Here is a 19,470-nt window from a genome sequence, read left to right as displayed (position 1 = left end):
TGCCGGGTTTCACTCAGTCTTCCGCAGCTTCCGCCCTGTCGAGTGCGACAAGGCGCGCATACTCTTCGACCGGCACGATGGCGATCATGGGCGATCCGTCGCGTTCGACCGCAATCGCGCCTTCAGCTGCCAGTGCAAGGCATTCACGGACCTGGGCGGGTGTGCGGGGAAAGGGGACCGTGCGCATGGCCGTATCATATCACTCCGCGGGAATCGTAACTAGGGCTGCGATACGTCAAACACCCAATCAGGCGGTGCTGATGAAGGCAGCTATCTCGAATGACATAGCAGCGGTGAGGCCGGCGAGATCACCGATTGGATCGATACGCATTGCGCGCCGCGGCTGGTCATGGCTGATGGCAGACCGTACGACTTGAAACGTTCCTCAGAAGAACGTAATGTGAACGAATGATGCTGATAATCTTCGCCGGTGCCCTTTGAGCGATCGCGATGTATTTTTGAGAGAGTACACCTCAGCACTTGCTGAGGATGGTGCTTCGGTTCTTGTCGGTGCCGGCACTTCCATGGCCGCGGGGTATCCCTCGTGGAAGGGCTTGCTGCAGGAAATTGCGGGTGATCTCGGCCTCGAAATTGAGGACGTCGACGATCTTACGGCAGTTGCCCAATGGGCGATTGGTGCGGATCATTCGAACCGCACGACCGTGCTAAATGCCATACGGGAGCAGATCGAGCCGGATCATGCCATCCCCTCGGCGTTGCTGTCGCTGGCAAGGCTGCCGATCCGCGAGGTGTGGACGACGAATTACGACCGGCTGATCGAGCGTGCGTTCGGCGAGCTTGGGCGCCCGGTTGATGTTCGGGCCAACCAGGAGCAGTTGGCACTGCGCAAGCGCCGCGCGGGAGCGGTCCGCATTTACAAGATGCACGGGACCATCGATGCAGTTGATGATCTGGTAATTTCCACCGAGGATTACGAACTGTACCGGCAGCGGCGCGGTGCATTTTTGGGTCTGCTGCACGCTCATTTGACAGGAATGACCTTCCTGTTCGTGGGCATGAGCCTGACGGACCCGAACGTCCGCCACGTGCTTGCCTTGCTGCGTGAGCATTTTCCAACGACCCCGCCCCGACACTTCATGATCGCACGGCGGCCACAGCGGGCGGATTTTGGGTCTGATGATGCCCACGCCGCCCGGTTGAAGCGGCATGACTATTGGGTGCGCGACTTGCGACGCTATGGTCTTGTCGTCGTCGAGATCGATGCGTTCGCTGAAATTGATGAATTGATGGATGAACTCGAACGGCGTGTGGCACGTCGTCGGATATGGGTGTCGGGTAGCTGGCCGCTCGATGCCGGTGATTCTAGCGCGGGGTTCGTTCACGATGTAGCGCGCGCGATCGGGCGTAGGATCGGATCGACAGATCTTTTCATGCTATCCGGGGCCGGGCTGTTGGTCGGATCAGCTTCGCTGTCAGGGTTCCTCGAAACCATGCAGGGGCGCGGTGAGTGGGACTTTGATCGGCGGTTGGTTGTTCGTCCCTTTCCGCAACCGGTCGGTGACGCTGAGCCGGATCGTCAGCATTGGGCAGAGTTGCGTGGTGAGTTGGCGCGCTTGGCGGGTATCGTGGTTTTCGTTGGCGGTGCGAAGATCGAGTCCGGCGGACTGGTGTCTGCCACCGGTGTGTTCGAAGAGCGCGCCCTCGCCGATGGTAGAGGTGCATTTCTATTGCCCGTTGGAGCCACCGGAGGCGCTGCCTCGGTTATCGCCAATGAGTTGCTGACGTCAGCCCTTCCGTCGACTGGCAGTAATGCCCGGCGCCCCACGGACGATGAGTTGCGCATATTGTCAGACGCCTCGGCAACGCCAGATCAACTCGCTGATGCGGCTTTGAAAATCATTAAGCGGATCGCACGCTGAAAATCGTTTGTGATGAACATCTGGGAGAACGGCATTGGCGAGGCGGGTATTCTTCAGCTTTCACTTCGCGCGAGATGCATGGCGCGTGTCGCAGGTCCGCAATGCCTGGATGTTGCCGGGAAGCCGTGATTCCAACACTATTGTCGACCATGCGTCGTGGGAAGAAATCATGCGCAAGGGCCCGCAGGCGATTCAGAACTGGATCGATACGCAGATGAACGGCAGTAGCGTGGTAGCGGTACTGATCGGTCGCGATACGCATACGAGGCCGTGGGTGGAGTATGAGATCCGCAAGGCCCACCGCGAGGGACGCGGCATCCTTGGTGTGCACTTAGCTGGCATGAAGGATAGTAACGGCACCGTTGATCCGGCCGGGGCCGATCCGATCGCAAAGCTTGCGCTTACCGATCGGTTCGGGACCAGAGTGACTTACCCTACTTATTCCTGGTTGCAGGGTGACGGAAGAAAGAACTTTTCGTCGTGGGTTGAAGCCGCCGCCCAGCGCGCCGGTCGTTAAAGGCGAGATCGATCATGTCCTACGTTACCGAATCTGAGGTCCGGGCTGCCGCTGCTCGTGCGAAAGCAGCTACGTTCAAATCTGCGGGCATTTTGTTGCGCGAATCGCGTGACACATACCAATCTTCATTCGATGTATTCCTGTCTCATTCTTTCATGGATCAGGAACTTGTCCTTGGAGCGAAGCAACTGCTCGAGGAAAAGGGGTTGTCCGTCTATGTCGATTGGATCGACGATCCGCTGCTAGACCGTACCGCCGTAACGCGGGCGACCGCCGAGAAGATCAGAGGGCGGATGCGACAGTGCCGGACGCTGCTCTATTTGCATTCGGCGAATGCCACCAAGTCCAAGTGGTGTCCGTGGGAATTGGGCTATTTCGATGCCTTCACCCATCCGTCCCGGCGCGTTTTCATTTTCCCCGTCACCGCTGCGGATCGATCCTATACGAGCCAGGAATATCTCAATCTCTATGATACGGTCGACATGGCTTCGATCGGCGTGGCTACACGCAGGCGCGATGATATCAGGGTCAAGGGCGCGGATAGTAGCTTCAGAGCGTGGAGCGTTGCCGCCTGATCGATCATTCCTTGAGCTTTTCGGCGACCGCGAACGCGGCATCAGGAGGCGGGTAGAGTCAGCTATTTTCGCCATGGCGCACACGGGTTGCCATTATCGGAGGTAGAAAGGTCTACCTTTCTCTCGCCCGTTCAGCCACAAGCATAATCAGGCGCTTAGGAGAGAAGAAAGGTCAGGGTAGAAATGCGCTACGGCTACGCCCGCGTTTCGACCGACGAACAGAGCCTTGCCCGCCAGCGCTCCGCTCTCGCGCTCGTCGGGTGCGACCAGGTGGTCGAAGAAGTGGAGAGCGGTGTGAAGGCGCGGCGGCGCCTTGATGGTCTGCTAGAGCGGCTGCACGACGGTGACGAGCTGATCGTGTCCGAGCTGGACAGGCTTGGGCGCAGCACGGGCGAGGCGGTGCTGTTGATGGACGAGCTTATCAAGCGTGGCGTGCAGCTTCGGGTTCTCGCCCTTCCCTCCCTCGACATCGCGACGAACGACGGTCGGCTGATCGCCGACATTCTCGCCAGCCTGGCCGCACACGAGCGACGCCGACTGCGCGAGCGGCAGCGCCAGGGGATCGCCGCGGCGCGATCGTCGGGCCGACACCTTGGCCGCCCCCAGAAGATGAATGGTCAGCAGGTTAGCGAGGCACGCGCCAGGCTGGCAGCCGACGAGCCGATCCCTGTTGTGGCGCGGGCCTACGGTGTCACGCCGAAGACGCTTCGCGCGACGCTAGCAAGGCTTGATGAACGTGCCGCAGGTCCGGCGCGGCGCGGGCCGTGAGCATGCCTGCCGTCGCCGATGCTCTCCGATCACCTATTCCATTCGCGCTTATCAAATCGCGTGCATGTCAGGTCCTTTAAGGTAGAACAAAACATGGCCACTCGAATCATTCAGCCGCCCGCGGCCCGCGCTCCATCTCGCCAGCGCGTGCCGACGTGGCGACAGGCCCTGACCGAGCGCATCGACGATCAATGGGACCTAGTGCGCGAAGTCGGCGCCGATCGCCGCGAGCATCTGTCGTCCAACGCGACTTATGTGCTGGCGGATGCGGTGCAGTTCCTCGCCGAGCTGCCGCCCAACTCCATCCATGCCGTCGTGACCGATCCGCCCTACGGCGTGATTGAGTACGAGCAGAAGGACCATCAGAAGCTTCGCAGCGGCCGTGGCGGCGTATGGCGCATCCCCCCGTCGTTCGATGGCGCAAAACGTTCACCCCTCCCCCGTTTTACCGTGCTTTCAGAGGAGGAGTTGACCAAGCTCCACAGCTTCTTCTCGGCAATCGCCTACGGCATCCATCGGGCGCTTGTTCCGGGGGGACACGCCTTCGTCGCGGCCAACCCGCTGCTCTCCACCATGACGTTCCACGCCTTCCAAAGCGCGGGGCTGGAAAAGCGCGGCGAGGTGATCCGGCTGGTGACGACGCTGCGGGGTGGCGATCGACCCAAGGGTGCCGAGAAGGAGTTCAGCGACGTCTCCATGATGGCGCGGTCGGGCTGGGAACCGTGGGGCATTTTCCGCAAGCCGATGATCGGCACCGCCGCGGCCAACCTTAAGGCATGGGGCACCGGCGGGCTTCGTCGGATCAGCGCCGACGAACCGTTCCGCGACGTTATTCCATGCTCCCCTACCCGCGGGCGAGAGCGTGAGATCGCGCCCCATCCTTCTCTCAAGCCGCAGCGGTTCATGCGCCAGCTTGTCCGCGCCGCGCTGCCGCTGGGCGTAGGCATCATCTACGATCCGTTCGCCGGCAGCGGCTCTACCTTGGCGGCTGCCGAGGCGATCGGCTATCGTGCTATCGGCACCGACCGGGACGTCGAGTATTTCGGCATCGCGACACGCGCCTTCCCTGCCCTGTCGAGGCTCGCGATCGTACAATGACGCCGGACGAGCTATTCCACGAGTTTGAGGCAGGGTTTCGCCGGCGGAAATACACAGCCGGACTCCTTGTATCCTTCATCGACTTCGTTCAGGCGCTCGACGTTCCTGGCAGCGGTGTGACTACCTTTGCCGAGCTGACGGCCAAGTTTCCCCAAGTGACGACGACGAGCCGGGGCGATAGCGCCAACACGCTGATCGTGGAGAAGCCAGGAGGCGGCACCTTGTCTCTCCGCGGCTTCTACGACGCGATCGAAACCTACTACCGCGCTGAGGAGAAGCGGTTCGATTATCCGAGTGCCGCTCCATTTGCGACCGGGCGCTGGGCTGATTTCATTCCGTGGCTAGAGACGGTGCTGACAGCGACGGCCGAGGAGTTGGTGAAGCTCCGCGCCCGAGTGAACCAGTTCGTTCTCGACAATCTCAAAAGCCAGGCGTTCGACCCCAACTCCGTCGAGGTCGAGCCTCCTCTGTTCCGGCTATTGTTGGAACGTTTCGACCTGACGGCCGTGAGCCGGCGTGAACCGACCGGTGCATCCTTCCAGGGTATCACCTTTGGGTTCCTACGGGCCGATAACCCGCACCTCCAGATCGAGATCGATAAGGTTCGCACCGGATCGCGTCGCCTTCAACGCATCGGCGACGTCGACGGCTGGGAAGGCGGCCGGCTCGCGATCTCAGCCGAAGTAAAGCAGTACCACATCACGTCCGCGGGCGTGCAGCAGCTCGAAGGTTTCGCGAACGCGACGGGCATTCGCGGCGCGCTTGGGGTGGTCGCAGCGCTCGGCTTTGATGATGACGCTCGCCAAGCTGTCTCCGATATGGGTCTAATCCCTCTTGATCGTGCGACGATGTTGCAGATTGTAGAACTGTGGGACCCCATCAAGCAGCGTACGGCGGTGACGTCGTTTGTCTATTACGCTTCGCACGTTGAAAAGAACTCCAGCCTCAGTGATCGATTGTCGGCGTTTCTGACTCAAGCCGGTGCCGATTGGCAGGAGGCACGTGCGGCAGCGGTCGAGGTGGCTACCGAAGGGGAGCAGAACGAGAGTAGCTGAGACGTTGAGGGGGTGTGGGGGATGACGGAAGCACAGGCGCTCGCAAGCATCGTCGCTTGGTCTGAGGATAGTCCAGGCTGGCAGCGCGACGCGCTGCGTCGACTGGCAACCGGAAATTCTCTCACTGGTGCTGAGCTCGATGAGTTGGTCGCCATCTGCAAAGGCCAGGCCGCAGCAAATCCGGTAACCGCCGACAGTTTCCGCGATCCTGCGCGTGTCCAAGGGCCGGTGCACCTCCGTCGCGTTCACAACGTGAACCACGTCAATGCCTTGGCATCCGATCAGAGACTGGCGTTTCAACCCAATGGCCTGACGATTATCTATGGCGACAATGGATCGGGAAAGTCTGGCTATTCGCGCATCCTGAAAAAGGCCTGTCGCGCCAGAACACCTAACTGTAGGCGCTTGCAATCGTAGCGGCGTCTGCTCGCAAACAGCCGGTTTTCTGCTCACGCTCTCTGCCACTGGCGGGTGGCATCCTGCTCGAATTATCTGCCAGCGTGCTCGCCATCATCCGGGGCTGCTCGCAATCGGACATGGCTGCTCACATTATCCGCTCCGGGCGGATGCTAAAGGCGGGTTCATTGCACGGGCGGGATCGTCCCATTTCTCCGTCTCCAACCGGTCATTTCGGGAAGGAGCAATCGGGAACATATTTTGGGAAAACGGCTATTTCCCTACCGTCCGGTGCGCCTTGCGACCGTCAGCCGTCTCCCTGAACCTTCCCAATCGGGAACGTCCCAAAGTCCTGCTCGCCCTGTGCGATCTGAAGCGGACGAACCAAAAGCTCCTGATCTGCGTTATCAAGCTCCAAGCCGGAGCCGATGAATGTGTCACGTACTGATTATCGAGGATGAGCCGTTCATCGCCATGAATATCCAGTCGATGTTGGAGGGTGTCGGCGCCACCTCTTTTGATTTCGCCGTATCAGAAACGGAAGCCGTTGCTTTGGCGCTGGTCCGTCCGCCCGACCTGATAACGTCGGATGTGAAGCTCGTAACCGGCACTGGACCGGCAGCTGTCGCCCGGATTCACGCCCACCTCGGAGAGATGCCGGTCATATTCATCAGTGCAACGCCGGGCGAATGTCACCCTTGCAGTCCTCCAGGCGTCGTTCTCGCCAAACCGTTTCGGGAAAGCGACTTGCAGAATGCCTTTCGCCGGATGGTGTAGGTGGCTTTGTCATCTGCGGCGGCCGCTAATTCCAGAGAGGCAGATCGATCCATCCTCTGTCTCGCAGCGGGTCCGAGCGCCCCTTGCTGAAGCCATCCATCCAGCTCAGCCGCAAGATGATCTGCTCATGCCCAATTGGGCAATCGATCGCCGATCCGTGCGGCACGGTGCCAATCCGTCGCCCGGCCTCAAAAGCGTCATTCATCGAGACCAGCAGCATTTGCATTGCTTGGCCAGCGTAGCGCAGTCCTTGGACTAGGCAAATCCTTTACATCAAGCCGGCGGGAACGAACCAAATTCGTTTTTGCTAGCCCGGACTGTCCGAAGCCCAAACGTTCATTGCCGTTGCGGCCCGAACCCGCCAGGCGATAGTAGATCAGCGATACAGAACGAGCGATGTGGGAACGGGTGTCGTCCTTGAATACCATGACGAGAGAAGAGCTTGAGGCCGAAGTCACGCGCCTGAGATCCGAATTGGCGCATGCCGGGATCCATGCGCAGCGTGCCAGCGATCAGCAAGCGGAACGCGATCATCGCTATGTCGCCGATCTCACGGCGAGCCGTCGGCAGACCATCGAAGCCAATCGGCGAACGCTCGATGCCCATTCCCACGTACAGGATGTTGTACAGGCTCACAGGCGACAGATGGCCGGCGCTGCGGCCGAGCTGAATGCAACGCGCGACATGGTGGCGGAGTTGAAAGCCAGTCAGGCGGCGCTGGCGGCAAGCGAAGCCCGACAACGCGCGATCTTCGACAATGCCGCGGACATCGCCATGATCGTCACCGATCCGGCAGGTGTCATCACCGACTGGAATGTCGGTGCGGAGAACATTCTGGGTTGGACGGCCGAAGAAATTCGCGGCCAGAATGCCGAGCGATTTTTCACGCCTGAGGATCGCGCAATCGGCCGCGTCGACCATGAGATGGCAGGAGCGCTACGGGACGGACGCGCTTCCGACGAGCGGTGGCATCTTCGGAAAGGTGGCGAGCCCTTCTGGGCATCGGGCGAGATGCTCCCGCTCTTCGATGAAGACGATCGGCATCTCGGCTTCGTGAAAATTCTGCGCGACCGGACACGCGAGCACCTTGACGGCGCGGCGCTCCGGGCGGCGCAGGATCGGTTTCAAACAATCGTCGAGACGATCGACGCTGCATTCGCCATCGTCGAGGTTAAATACGACGCTGACGACACGCCGATCGACTATCGCTTCCTCGAAGCCAATCCCGCGTTCGAGGAGCAATCCGGCGTCAATCTGCGCGGGAAATGGGTGACCGAGTTCGCCCCCGATTTGGAGCGTTTCTGGTTCGAGACCTATGGTCATGTCGCCAGCACCGGTGAGCCTGCCAATTTCGAAAGCTACGCAGAGGCCTTCAAGCGCTGGTTCGATGTGCGGGCGGTTCGGGTAGGCGATCCCGCCGATCGGCAGATCGCCATCCTGTTCAACGATGTGACGGCTCGCCGCGAAGCACAGGATCAGCTTCTCGTCAGCGAAGCGCTGGCGCGCGCGAATGTCGAGCGGGTGCAGCTCGCACTGGAAGCCGGTGCGATCATCGGCACATGGCATTGGGACATTCCGACCGATCGCTTCACGATCGACGACGCCTTTGCCCGCACGTTCGGCCTCGATCCGGTGCTTGGACGCGAGGGCATTCCGCTCGCGCAGATCGTCGAGACGGTGCATCCGGACGATCAGCCCGGTCTTGCGGCAGCGATCGATGCCGCAATCGTGCGAGGCGGTCGTTACGCCCACCAATACCGTGTGCGCCATGCGGATGGTCACTATTACGGGGTCGGTACACAGAACGGACCCAGATATACGCTAAGGTTTTGCCGTGCCTTCGACGGCGCGCATCTGGCGAAGCGGTCTGAGCGCGGTGGATGGCGCATCGGGATCGGTCCAGAGGTAATCGCCGGTGAGATTGATATGCTGCCAACCGAGCGGTGATAGGTGTTGCAGCAGGTCCGGCGGGACCGGCCGGCCGAGGTTGGCGAGATGCATCCGGGCGGCTTGCAGGTAGGTCGTGTTCCACAGGACGATGGCACCGGCGACGAGGTTCAGCGCGCTCGCCCGATGGCTTTGGGCTTGCAGCGCATGATCGCGGATACGGCCGATGCGATGGAAGAAGATGGCGCGTTTCAGGGCATTTTCCGCTTCTCCCTTGTTGAGTTCGCGGGTGGCGCGGCGACGCTGTTCGGGCTGCTCGATCCAGTCGAGCGTGAACAGGGTACGCTCGACGCGACCGATCTCGCGCAACGCCAGTGCCAGGCCGTTGGCGCGTGGATAGGAGCCGAGCCGTTCCAGCATGATCGAGGCGCTGACGACGCCTGTGCGGATCGAGGTTCCCAGTCGCAGCACGTCGTCCCAGTGTGCCTCGATCAGACCTTCGTCGATGCGGCCCGCGACCAGCGGCGCAATATCGGGGCCGGGTTCGATGCCGTTAAACAGGTGCAAACGGCGTGCGGCGATATTCGGGATACGCGGCGCGAACCGGAACCCAAGCAGATGACATAGCGCGAACACATGGTCGGAGACGCCCCCGCCATCGACGTGATGCTCTTCGATGTGCAGATCGGCGCCGTGGTGGAGCAGCCCGTCGAGCACCTGTGCCGCCTCGCTCGCCGAAGCGGAGATAACTGTGGAATGGAACGGCGCGTAGCGATCCGAGACGTGGCTGTAAAAGGAGACAGCCGGCTCTGTCCCCTTGTGCGGATTGACTGCGCCGGTTGCCTGGGCGCGGCGGTCGAGCGGAAAGTTCTGACCGTCTGAGCTGGACGAGGTGCCGGACCCGAACAGCGCGGCCAGCGGCGCGGTGTGTTGGGCGTCGACAAGCCGGGCGAGCGCGCGACCGTAGGTTTCCTCGCGCAGATGCCATGAGGCGAGCCAACCGAGTTGGCGCTGGGTCACGAGATTGCAGGCTTCCGCCATGCGCGTATGGCCCAGATTGGTGGCATCGGCGAGCACCGCCGTGAGGATCGCACGTGGTTCATCCGCGGCACGGCCACTTTGCAGATGCGTGAAGCACTGGCTGAACCCGGTCCATCGATCGACTTCGGCAAGAAGGTCGGTGATGCGGATCGCGGGCAGATGCGCATAGAGCGGCGCAAGGGCGGTATCGGATTCCTCGGGAGTAATCGCCTTCAAGGGCGAAATCCGCAGCCTGCCCAAGCTGAGCTGCACGTCTTCCAGCGCGTCCGTCTCCGCCTTTCGCTCGACCTCGGCCAATCGACGGGCGAGGCGGGCGCGTCGTTCGGCCAGCCAGATATCGGCCGTATCCGGTGCCGGTATCGGCAAGGGGCCGGCCGCGCGCATGTTGGCGAATACGGGGGCAGGAATGAGTTGCTGCTCGACAGCACGATAGCGTCGGCTTCCCTCGACCCACATGTCGCCGGCGCGAAGCCGGTCGCGAAGCTCGACCAGCACGCACAATTCATAGATCCTGCGATCGGGAATGCCGGTGCCGATCGCCCGACGCCAAGCTTGCCGGATGAAGCCGACTGGCGTGCCTGCAGGCAATTTGCGCAGATGACCAAAATGAAGGTCGCGCATGATCGCGACCGCTCGCGCGAGCGCATGGCAGGCTGGCACCGCCCCGAATGTGAACGAGGCGATGAACGAGGGACCGACCTGTCGGAGGACGGGGTAATTGGTCGCGGCGACCGCGACGGGATCGACCGAATCGGGGCGGATCAGCTTGCGGGCTTCATCGACCTCGCGGCCGAGATCATTCCATCCGATCGCTGCCTCGACCGCAGCGCCGATATCGCCACCTGATATCTTGGCGGCGAGCAAGGCAGCGCCGAGTTGGGCAAGCAGCCGGATTTTGCCGTTGATGGTGCGCCGGTTGCGCTTGAGTGTCGTGTCCGCGCTGTTCTGTTCGCGCCGGAACATCTGCCCAAGCAGGCGATCGAACATCAGCACCGCATCGTCGGTGAGGGTAACGATGGTTTCGAGGATGGTCGCCACCAATGTGGCGCGACGCCGCGTCGCTTGCAGCGTCCGAACATGTTGCGCGGTCAGCCGCACGCCTTCCTGGCACAGGCGTCGGAGGCGCTCGGGATGGACGCCTACGGCGATATCCGGATCGATCCCGATGGCCCGAAGCAGTGTCAGTCGCTCGATGATGGCGGCGAATGTCTTTCGGCCGGGCTTGCCGGGTGACTGCCGCACCCAGGCCAGATCGCTCAAGTTCGTGCCTGTGTGGGGCAGGAGAAGCGCATCGAGCAGCCGGCGCTGTCGAGCATCGAGTCCTCGGGTCAGATGCTCGGCGACATGGCGTTCGGCATCGAGCAACGCCTGTGCGACCATCCGCTCGACCGAACTGATGCCCGGCACAATGATGCGCCGTCGCCGGCACTCATCCAGCATCACGCGCGCCAGCCTAGCCCCGCTGGTCGTCGTCAGCGCGATCGGCAGGAGCCATTCCTGCAACGTCGTTCGCAGCGGCCGACTGAGCGGCATGAAGCCGAATGCATCGCGCAGTGCATCGAGCTGTTCGTACCGGGTCGGGCCGCGCGTCGCGTAGTCGGCCAGCACCTCGGGTCCGACCTGCAATTGCTCTGCGACGAACGCGAGCGGCGTATCAGGGATCAGTTCACCGGGTCGCAGGAAACGGCCAGGATAGCGCAGCGCGCAAAGCTGGATCGCGAAACCCAGCCGGTTATGCGGTCGCCTCCGGCGGACGATGATGGCCAAGTCGTCCCGGCTCAATGTCCAGTGCTGGACGAGCAGGGTTTCGTCGTCGGGAAGCGCGAGCAACGCCGCGCGTTGCTCGTCCGACAGGACGGCGCGACGCGGCATCGGCTTAGACCTTGGCCGGTGCGGTCCAGCCGATCCGGGCAAGCGTGCCGAGAAGGGTCGAACGCGGCACCTTGAAGGTCCGGCAGACGGACGCCTTGCTGGCCCCGCCATCCAGCGCGGCGGTGATCCGCTCGAGCGTTTCGGCGTCGATCATCGGCGGGCGGCCACCTTGGCGTCCCCGGCGTTTGGCAGCAGCCAGTCCCGCCATCACCCGTTCGCGCGTGAGCGCACGCTCATATTGTGCCAATGCACCGAACAGCGAGAACAGCAATTCGCCGTGCGGCGTGGTCGTATCCATCTGCTCGGTCAGCGACCGGAACGCGATGCCGCGCGCCTTCAGATCGGTGACGATCGTCAGCAGGTGCGGCAGCGAGCGTCCGAGCCGGTCGAGCTTCCACACGATCAGTGTGTCGCCCGCGTTCAGATAGTCGAGGCAGGCTTTCAGGCCTGGTCGGTCGTCGCGCGCGCCGGATGCCTTGTCGGTATGGAGATGCCGATGATCGACCCCGGTTGCGACGAGCGCGTCCCGCTGGAGATCGACCGTTTGGCGGTCATCGGTCGTTGACACCCGCATATATCCGACCAGCATGTACGACAAACCCTCGAAAGCATGTTTTCGAACACCCTATCAAAGCGACAGGGTTTGTCGATCGTTATGGGCTGAGGCGGGTATGGTTCGTGTCAGTTTTCGAAGCCAATGTCAGCGAAAGCCGAATGAACGCTTGCTAAGCGGGGCCGGCGTTTGTCACACTCGGCGTCGCTGGTGATCGGAGTCGATGTCAGCAGCTTGCACTTCCCTCGAAGTGGAGGTCGGCAGTTGGCGGAAGCAGCTTCGGACCTGAGCCTCGTTCCCGGGCCGTCATGGCAGGAGGCAGAGCGACGTGCGGCGGTGCTTCGGCCACTGGCGGCGCTGCCGGCCTGTCCCCGCGAGCAGGCCCGCGCAGCCGCAGTCGTCTTGGGCGTGTCCGAGCGTCAGGTTTACCGCTTGCTCCGAAAATGCCGCGAGGGCGGCGGTACGGTAACCACGCTGGTCAGCAGCGGATCGGATGGCGGGCGCGGCAAGAGGCGGATCGAGGAGCGCCGCGAGGCCCTGATCCGCGATGCCGTAGCCGAACTGTACCTGACGCCGCAGCGGCTGTCGGCCGAGAAGATCGTGGTCGAGGTTCGCCGGCGCGCCCGCGACCAGCATGTGCGCCCGCCATCGGCGAGTACCGTCCGGCGCAGGATCGCGGCTTTGTCGCAGGAAGAGCGGCGTAGACGCGGTGACGTGGCTGTTCCGGAAGCGGTGCTGGGATCGACCGTGACCGCCCAGGCGCCGCTCGACGTGGTGCAGATAGACCATACGCCAGTGGACCTCATCCTGGTCGATCCGATCGAGCGCCGCCCGATCGGCCGCCCCTGGGTGACGGTCGCAATCGACGTGTTCAGCCGCTGCATCGCCGGCCTCCTCGTGACGCTGGAAGCACCGTCCGCTACCAGCGTCGGGCTGTGCCTGGCGCATGTCGCGTCGGACAAGCGGTCGTGGCTGACAGCTATCGGGGTCGATGCGGACTGGCCGGTGATGGGACGCCCCCGGCAGATCGGCGTGGACAATGCCGCCGAGTTCCACTCCGAAGCTCTGGAACGCGGCTGCGCCCAGCACGACATCACGATCGACTGGCGACCATTCGGGCGACCGCAGGTCGGTGGTGTCGTGGAACGGGTGATCGGCACGCTGATGGAGTTGGTGCATGGCCTGCCCGGCACGACCTTCTCCAACGTCATGCAGCGTGGACGCTACGACAGCGACAAGGCCGCGTGCCTGACGCTCGCCGAGCTGGAACGATGGTTGGCCGTCGCCATCGCCAAGCTCTACCATCTGCGTCCCCATGCCGGGTTGGACGGCGAAGCCCCATTACAACGCTATCAGGAAGGCGTGCGCGCCCTTGCCACCGAAGGACTGGCACCGCCGTCGCCGCGTGATCCGCGCGCGTTCCTGATCGACTTTCTGCCTGTGGTCCGGCGGACCTTGCGGCGCGACGGGGTAGTGATCGACCACATCCACTATTTTTCGGATGCGCTGAAGCCCTGGATTGAACGGGACGGACCACCCCGGCGCATACTCATCCGCCGCGATCCCCGCGACCTCAGCCGCATCTATGTCCACGACCCCGACGACGGTGGCTATCTCGAAGTCGGCTACCGTGAACTTTCCCGGCCACCCGTCTCGCTATGGGAACACCGTCTCGCCCGATCCCGCCTGCGTCGCCAACGGCAAAGTGAGATAGACGAAGGCATACTGTTCGCCGGGATCGAGGAGATGCGTGAGATCGAGGTCCAAGCGCGAACCGCGACGCGCACGACCCGGCGCAATCAGGCCCGCCGGCTTGGGCTGCGTGTCATCACCGATCCCGCCCCACGGTTGAGCGAACCTGCTTCGCCTTGGCCTGTGCGAGCGGTCGATGGCACGGCATCATCCGAGCCTTTCGATGTAGAGGAGTGGTGAGCATGATGGGCGAGCCGGATCATCTCTCGCCCGCTGCCCGCCCTATCGCCGACCTGCCATCGTCGGAGCGCCTGGCGCATATGCACGGCCAATGGTGGATCGCTCATCCCCACGCGGAAGCGGCCCTGGCGCGGCTCGACGACGCCTTCCGATTTGGGCCAGGCCGCGTCCGGCCGCCCAACCTGCTGATCGTGGGGCCGACTAATAACGGCAAGAGCATGATCGCCGAGAAGTTTCGGCGCCTGCATCCGCCGTCACCAAGTTCGTGCGGCCAGCGCGAAGTCGTGCCGGTCGTGGTGATGCAGATGCCGACCGAACCAAGCGTCCGACGCTTCTACGGTGCGATCCTGACGGCGCTCAACGCGCCAGTGTCGTTCAACCTCCCCGGCGAACGTCTCGAACGCTATGCACTCGACCTTCTGCGCGCGGTCGAGGTGCGGGTGCTGATCGTGGACGAGCTGCACAACCTGCTCGCCGGCACGCACCGTCGCCGCGCCGAATTCCTGAACATGCTCCGCTTTCTCGGCAACACGCTCCGCATCCCGATCGTCGGCCTGGGCACCAAACAGGCTCAGATCGCGGTGCGCAGCGATGACCAGCTTGAGAACCGCTTCGAGCCGATCCCGCTACCGGCATGGCAGGACGACGGTGTGTTCGCGCGCCTCCTCGCCAGTTTCGAGCGGGCGTTGCCTTTGCGCGAACGATCGGCGTTGGCGGACGCTCCTGAAATACGCAGTATGGTGCTGCGCCGATCGACCGGCCTGATCGGCGAGGTCGCGGCCTTGCTCACTGCCGCGACGGTTCATGCGCTGCTGCATGGACGCGAACGGATCGACCGCGTGATGCTTGAAGGGTGCGACTTTCGTGGGCCGGACGAACGGCGCGCCCTGTTCGAAGCGTCCTTCCCCCGTGTTCGATGAAGTCGAGCTGATGGGCGACCTACCGCGCCCGCGCTGGCCGCTGCATCCGCAACCGCGTCCGTTGGAGAGGCTGGACACTTACGTCCGCAGACTGGCCGACACCTACGGCATGGGTGTAGCGACCTTCTGTCGATATGGCCTTGGCTGCAATGTCGGCGATCTTGACCGCTGCGCGGACGATCCGCCCCAAGCCTTGCTGGAACGCCTGTCGAGCGGCACCGGTCAGTCGATCCGCCGGCTCCGCAACATGACCGACGCCCGTTGCCATGCTCGAACCAAGGTGGCGGCGCGCTGGGTAATCCGCTGCGATCCAGAAATCGTCCACAAAATGCGGTTCAGATTTTCTGGACACGGCGGGTTTGTGGACAGTATTTAGAGACGGTCGGCGCCCGATTTTGCGAGCGCCGGCCCGCTTGTCCACAAACCGAGCGGATTAGGGACAGGGGTTACACCACGATGCCGGACGTGCTGGGCTATGCCCGCGTCTCCACCAGCGACCAGGACCTGGAGGTGCAGCGTCGCCGGTTGCGCGACGAAGCGGGCGCGATCCGCGTGTTCGACGATGTGATCTCGGGCAAGAGCTTCGATCGGCCCGGCCTAAACGAGCTGATTGGCTTCTGCCGACCCGGCGATATCATCTGCGTCGTCCGGCTCGATCGCCTCGGCCGATCGCTCAAGGAGCTGCTGGAAACCGTCGACATGTTCAAGGCGCGCGGGCTCGCATTCCGTTCGCTGGAGGAACGGCTCGATACATCCTCGGCTGCAGGCGAGCTGGTGTTCCATGTGTTCGGTGCCATCGCGCATTTCGAGCGCCGGCTGATCGTCGAGCGCACCCGCGACGGCATCGCCGCGGCGCGCGCGCGGGGAAAAGTGCCTGGACGCCCTACGCTCGACGCCGACAAGCTGGCGTCGGCGCTCAAGCTGATCGAGGCCGGCGTGCGTCCGGCGCAGGCGGCGAAGCAGCTTGGGCTTGGCCGATCCACTCTCTACCGCGAACTCGCTGCACTCAAAACCGAGGCACCCACCACGCCCGCACTCAACGCCGCAGAATGAGCCGTAACGTCGTGGCTGTCATCGTCTCTGACATATAGCTGACATCGACTTTGAAAACCGACACGTGGCGTGACCGGTCAGGGCCGCTGTCGCGAAACTTGAGAGTTACGCGACACCTCGCACGTGTCGGCCATAAACTATACGCTCCCGGACAGGGGGTGATCGATGGCCAGACGCGATCTGTTAACGGGCGACGAACGCCGCGCGTTGTTCGGCGTGCCCCTCGACCATGCCTCGCTCGCCAAGCATTACACGGTTGCCGATGAGGACCGGCCACTGATCGAAGCGAAGCGCGGCGACGCCAACCGGCTCGGCTTCGCGCTGCACCTCGCCCTGCTGCGTCATCCCGGCTTCGGCATACGCCACGACGATGTCGTCCCCGATTTTCTGATCCGGCACCTGGCCGCGCAACTCGACATCGCGCCCACAGCGTTCGAGGGCTACGCGCATCGCGCCCAGACCCGGCTCGAACACGCCTGGGAGGCGATGGAGCGTTTGCGCCTGCGCGCGTTCGAGGCGGCCGACGTCCCCGGCGCGCTCGGCGCAGCCACCCGCGCGGCGGAAGCGACCGAACGGGGCAAGCCGATCGCCGCGGCAGTGCTGGGCCATTTGCGTGCTGCCCGGATCGTTCTGCCCGCGCCCGCCCGTATCGAGCGGATCGGGGTGGCGGGACGCGCCATGGCGCGCCGCCTCGCGGCCGACACGCTGGTCGATGCGCTCGGTCCGGAGCAGGTGGCGGGGCTGGATGCGTTGCTGATCGTGGACCAGGATCGCGGCACGACGCCGCTCGCGTGGCTGCGCGACACGTCGGACAGCCCGACCGCGCGCAATCTCGCCGGCATTCTCGCCCGGCTCGCGCACGTGCGCCGGCTCGGGCTCGACCCGGGCATGGCCGGCCGCATCCACGAGCACCGCTTCGAGCAGCTCGTGCGCGAAGGCCACGTCGCGCCCGCGTTCCTCCTGTCCGACTACTCGCTCCGCAGAAGGCGCGCGACACTCGCCGCAGCCGTCATCGACCTGGAAGCGCGGCTCGCGGACGCCGCGATCGAGATGTTCGGCAAGCAGACCGGCCTCCTGTTCGCCAGGGCCAGGGCCGCGCAGAAGCGCGGCATCGAGGCGACCACACGCGACGTGAACCGGCTCATGCGGCTGCTGGGCGCCACGGTCGGCGCACTCCGGGTCGCGCGCGAGGACGGGTTGGACGTCTGGGCGGCGCTCGACGACGGGGTGGGCTGGACGAGGCTTCTGGACGCCGAGAGCGAGGCGACCGCGATCGCCGACCTGACTCGCGACGAGCCGCTGATCCGCGCGGCGGGGCGCTACATGACGATGCGGCGCTACGCGCCCGCGTTTTTTGACGCGTTCCGGTTCAAGGCGGCAGGCTCGCGCGACGGCGTGCTCGGCGCGATCAAGGTCGTGCGCGCGCTGAACGCGACCGGGCGGCGAGACGTACCGGCCGATGCGCCCATGCCGTTTTCCAGAAAATGGAAGGCGGCGATCACCGAGGGCGGCGTCATCGACCGCCGTCGCTACGAAACCGCCACGGTCGCGACCGTGCGCGAGCGGCTCCAATCGGGCGACCTGTGGGTGGAGGGTACGCGCGAACACCTGCGCTTCGACAGCTATATGCTCCCGCCCGGCAAAGCGGCCGAGATCGCGCTCACGCTGCCGTTCGACACCGACGTCGGCCGCTACTTGGAGGGGCGCGCCAGGCTGCTCGACTGGCGGTTGCGCCGGTTCGCAGGCTCGCTGAAGCGCGGCACGCTCGACGGCGTGGAGCTGCGGGGCGGTAACCTCAGGGTCAGCCCGCTCGCGGCCGTAACGCCCGCTGCGGCCGACAGGCTGGACGCGGCCGTCGACCGGCTCATGCCCCGCGTGCGCATCACCGAGCTGCTCGCCGAGGTGGAAGCCCGCACCGGGTTCCTGTGCGCATTTCCGGAACTGCGCTCGGGCCGCGCCCACTCCAACCCGCAGGCCGTGCTCGCCGCGATCCTGGCAGACGCGACGAACCTCGGCATCGAGCGCATGGCCAACGCCAGCCAGGGCGTCACCTACGCCCAGCTCGCCTGGACGCATGGCTGGTACGTATCGGAAGAGAATTACGCGGCAGGGCTGCGCCATCTGGTGGACGCGCAAGCCGCGCTGCCGCTCACGCGCGTGTGGGGCGACGGCACCGCGTCGAGCTCGGACGGGCAGTTCTTCCGCTCGGGCAGGCGGGGCGCGGCCGGCAGCACCAACGCGCGCTACGACCGGGAGCCGGGGCAGAAGATCTACGCCCATGTCGCCGATACCTACGCGCCCTACCATGTCCGGCTGATCTCGGCGACCGCGGCGGAGGCGCCCTATGTGCTGGACGGGCTGGTCGCGCACGGCTGCGGCATCGAACCCGCGACCCACTATGCCGATACGGGCGGCGCGTCCGACCACGTGTTCGCGCTCGCGCACCTACTCGGCTTCCGGTTCGTGCCCCGCCTGCGCGATCTAGCCGATCGCCGGCTCGGCCTGTTCCCGGGCACGGCCCGCCCCGAGGCGCTCGCGAAGCTGATCGGGCGCCCGTTCAACATCGCTGCCATCCGCGAAAGCTGGGACGAGATCGTCCGGCTCGCCGCGTCCGTGAAGGCCGGCGTGGTGCTACCGTCGGTCATGCTGAAGAAGCTGGCCGCGTACCGTCGCCAGAACCGGCTCGACTTCGCGCTCCAGGAGCTGGGCCGGATCGAGCGCACGCTGTTCACGCTCGACTGGCTAGAATCCAGGGCGCTCCGCCAGCAGTGTCAGGCTGGGCTCAACAAGGGCGAGGCGCGTCACACGCTCGCCCAAGCCGTGTTCGTCCACAAACAGGGCCGCCTGCGCGATCCGCAGTTCGAGAACCAGGCGCTGAAAGCGTCCGGGCTGACGCTGGTCACCGCCGCGATCGTGTACTGGAACACGCTTTACATGGGCCGCGCCGTCGAGCATCTGCGCGCCAGCGGCGAGCCCGCGCCCGACGAGCTGCTCGCCCATGTAGCCCCGCTAGGCTGGCGACACATCAGCCTGACCGGCGATTACCTCTGGCAAAACGCCGCTGCCGAGCTCGATCAAGACGGCTACCGCGCACTCAACATCGCCGGCGGACCCGGAGCCAAGGTGGCCTGAGCCGCCCTGTTCGC

The 19,470-nt window shown here is 64.1% G+C and carries 17 protein-coding genes and 1 pseudogene; 14 read left to right on the top strand and 4 right to left on the bottom strand.

Annotated elements, in window-relative coordinates; genetic code table 11:
* Positions 1 to 13: 13 nt before the first annotated feature.
* The gene (locus HRV97_RS15930) at positions 14 to 187 is read right to left on the bottom strand and encodes a hypothetical protein (RefSeq protein ID WP_164523884.1); all 174 of its coding nucleotides are present in this window, start codon (positions 185 to 187) and stop codon (positions 14 to 16) included.
* 250 nt (positions 188 to 437) lie between these two features.
* Between HRV97_RS15930 and HRV97_RS15925 the strand changes: the two genes are divergently transcribed.
* From HRV97_RS15925 to HRV97_RS15890, 8 genes are all read left to right on the top strand, one after another.
* Complete coding sequence (locus HRV97_RS15925; protein WP_246248801.1) at positions 438 to 1,880, top strand: SIR2 family protein; 1,443 nt, start codon at positions 438 to 440, stop codon at positions 1,878 to 1,880.
* 34 nt (positions 1,881 to 1,914) lie between these two features.
* Entirely contained in the window at positions 1,915 to 2,397 is a 483-nt protein-coding gene (locus HRV97_RS15920) for a TIR domain-containing protein (protein ID WP_042491036.1), read from the top strand.
* A 14-nt stretch (positions 2,398 to 2,411) separates the two neighbouring features.
* Complete coding sequence (locus tag HRV97_RS15915) at positions 2,412 to 2,972, top strand: toll/interleukin-1 receptor domain-containing protein (protein ID WP_076711807.1); 561 nt, start codon at positions 2,412 to 2,414, stop codon at positions 2,970 to 2,972.
* Between the two features lie 183 nt (positions 2,973 to 3,155).
* Entirely contained in the window at positions 3,156 to 3,740 is a 585-nt protein-coding gene (locus HRV97_RS15910) for a recombinase family protein (protein WP_093068247.1), read from the top strand.
* Positions 3,741 to 3,758: 18 nt separating this feature from the next.
* Positions 3,759 to 4,838, top strand: a complete 1,080-nt coding sequence (locus tag HRV97_RS15905) for a DNA-methyltransferase (RefSeq protein ID WP_218142218.1) — start codon at positions 3,759 to 3,761, stop codon at positions 4,836 to 4,838.
* Positions 4,835 to 5,893, top strand: a complete 1,059-nt coding sequence (locus HRV97_RS15900; protein ID WP_093068241.1) for a hypothetical protein — start codon at positions 4,835 to 4,837, stop codon at positions 5,891 to 5,893. The genes HRV97_RS15905 and HRV97_RS15900 overlap by 4 nt, the downstream gene beginning before the upstream one ends.
* A gap of 21 nt (positions 5,894 to 5,914) precedes the next feature.
* A complete protein-coding gene (locus tag HRV97_RS15895) occupies positions 5,915 to 6,310 on the top strand; it encodes an ATP-binding protein (RefSeq protein ID WP_143058630.1) in 396 nt (131 codons plus the stop codon).
* A gap of 411 nt (positions 6,311 to 6,721) precedes the next feature.
* Positions 6,722 to 7,066 carry a response regulator gene (locus tag HRV97_RS15890; RefSeq protein ID WP_093068238.1) on the top strand — a complete coding sequence of 115 codons (345 nt, stop codon included), beginning with the start codon at positions 6,722 to 6,724 and terminating at the stop codon, positions 7,064 to 7,066.
* 25 nt (positions 7,067 to 7,091) lie between these two features.
* Here the strand turns inward: HRV97_RS15890 and HRV97_RS15885 are convergent, their stop codons facing one another.
* Positions 7,092 to 7,286 (bottom strand): hypothetical protein, encoded by a 195-nt coding sequence (locus HRV97_RS15885; protein WP_143058629.1) that lies wholly within the window; start codon positions 7,284 to 7,286, stop codon positions 7,092 to 7,094.
* Positions 7,287 to 7,462: 176 nt separating this feature from the next.
* On the opposite strand from HRV97_RS15885, the pseudogene HRV97_RS17525 reads away from it, so the two are divergent.
* Positions 7,463 to 8,845: pseudogene (locus HRV97_RS17525) on the top strand (PAS domain-containing protein); the annotation flags it as partial.
* A gap of 42 nt (positions 8,846 to 8,887) precedes the next feature.
* Here HRV97_RS17525 and HRV97_RS17520 read toward each other — a convergent pair.
* Both HRV97_RS17520 and HRV97_RS15870 read right to left on the bottom strand, forming a co-directional pair.
* Positions 8,888 to 11,866 carry a Tn3-like element ISMpo10 family transposase gene (locus HRV97_RS17520; RefSeq protein ID WP_012449407.1) on the bottom strand — a complete coding sequence of 993 codons (2,979 nt, stop codon included), beginning with the start codon at positions 11,864 to 11,866 and terminating at the stop codon, positions 8,888 to 8,890.
* 4 nt (positions 11,867 to 11,870) lie between these two features.
* Positions 11,871 to 12,455 (bottom strand): recombinase family protein, encoded by a 585-nt coding sequence (locus HRV97_RS15870; RefSeq protein WP_010339849.1) that lies wholly within the window; start codon positions 12,453 to 12,455, stop codon positions 11,871 to 11,873.
* A gap of 372 nt (positions 12,456 to 12,827) precedes the next feature.
* Between HRV97_RS15870 and HRV97_RS15865 the strand changes: the two genes are divergently transcribed.
* From HRV97_RS15865 to HRV97_RS15845, 5 genes are all read left to right on the top strand, one after another.
* Positions 12,828 to 14,351 carry a Mu transposase C-terminal domain-containing protein gene (locus HRV97_RS15865; protein WP_223176904.1) on the top strand — a complete coding sequence of 508 codons (1,524 nt, stop codon included), beginning with the start codon at positions 12,828 to 12,830 and terminating at the stop codon, positions 14,349 to 14,351.
* A 2-nt stretch (positions 14,352 to 14,353) separates the two neighbouring features.
* Positions 14,354 to 15,271: a TniB family NTP-binding protein gene (locus HRV97_RS15860; protein WP_021245552.1), complete on the top strand. Its 918-nt coding sequence runs from the start codon at positions 14,354 to 14,356 to the stop codon at positions 15,269 to 15,271.
* A complete protein-coding gene (locus HRV97_RS15855; protein ID WP_021245551.1) occupies positions 15,261 to 15,647 on the top strand; it encodes a TniQ family protein in 387 nt (128 codons plus the stop codon). The genes HRV97_RS15860 and HRV97_RS15855 overlap by 11 nt, the downstream gene beginning before the upstream one ends.
* 80 nt (positions 15,648 to 15,727) lie before the next feature.
* On the top strand, positions 15,728 to 16,324 hold the full coding sequence (locus HRV97_RS15850) for a recombinase family protein (RefSeq protein ID WP_021245550.1): 597 nt from the start codon (positions 15,728 to 15,730) through the stop codon (positions 16,322 to 16,324).
* A gap of 165 nt (positions 16,325 to 16,489) precedes the next feature.
* Entirely contained in the window at positions 16,490 to 19,456 is a 2,967-nt protein-coding gene (locus tag HRV97_RS15845; RefSeq protein WP_174195151.1) for a Tn3 family transposase, read from the top strand.
* Positions 19,457 to 19,470 lie beyond the last annotated feature (14 nt).

The sequence above is a fragment of the Sphingomonas hominis genome, from assembly GCF_013328205.1.
GTDB classification, from domain to species: Bacteria; Pseudomonadota; Alphaproteobacteria; order Sphingomonadales; family Sphingomonadaceae; genus Sphingomonas; species Sphingomonas hominis.
The sequence above is the reverse complement of the archived record's forward strand: the minus strand, read 5'-3'. Positions and strand labels throughout refer to the sequence as shown.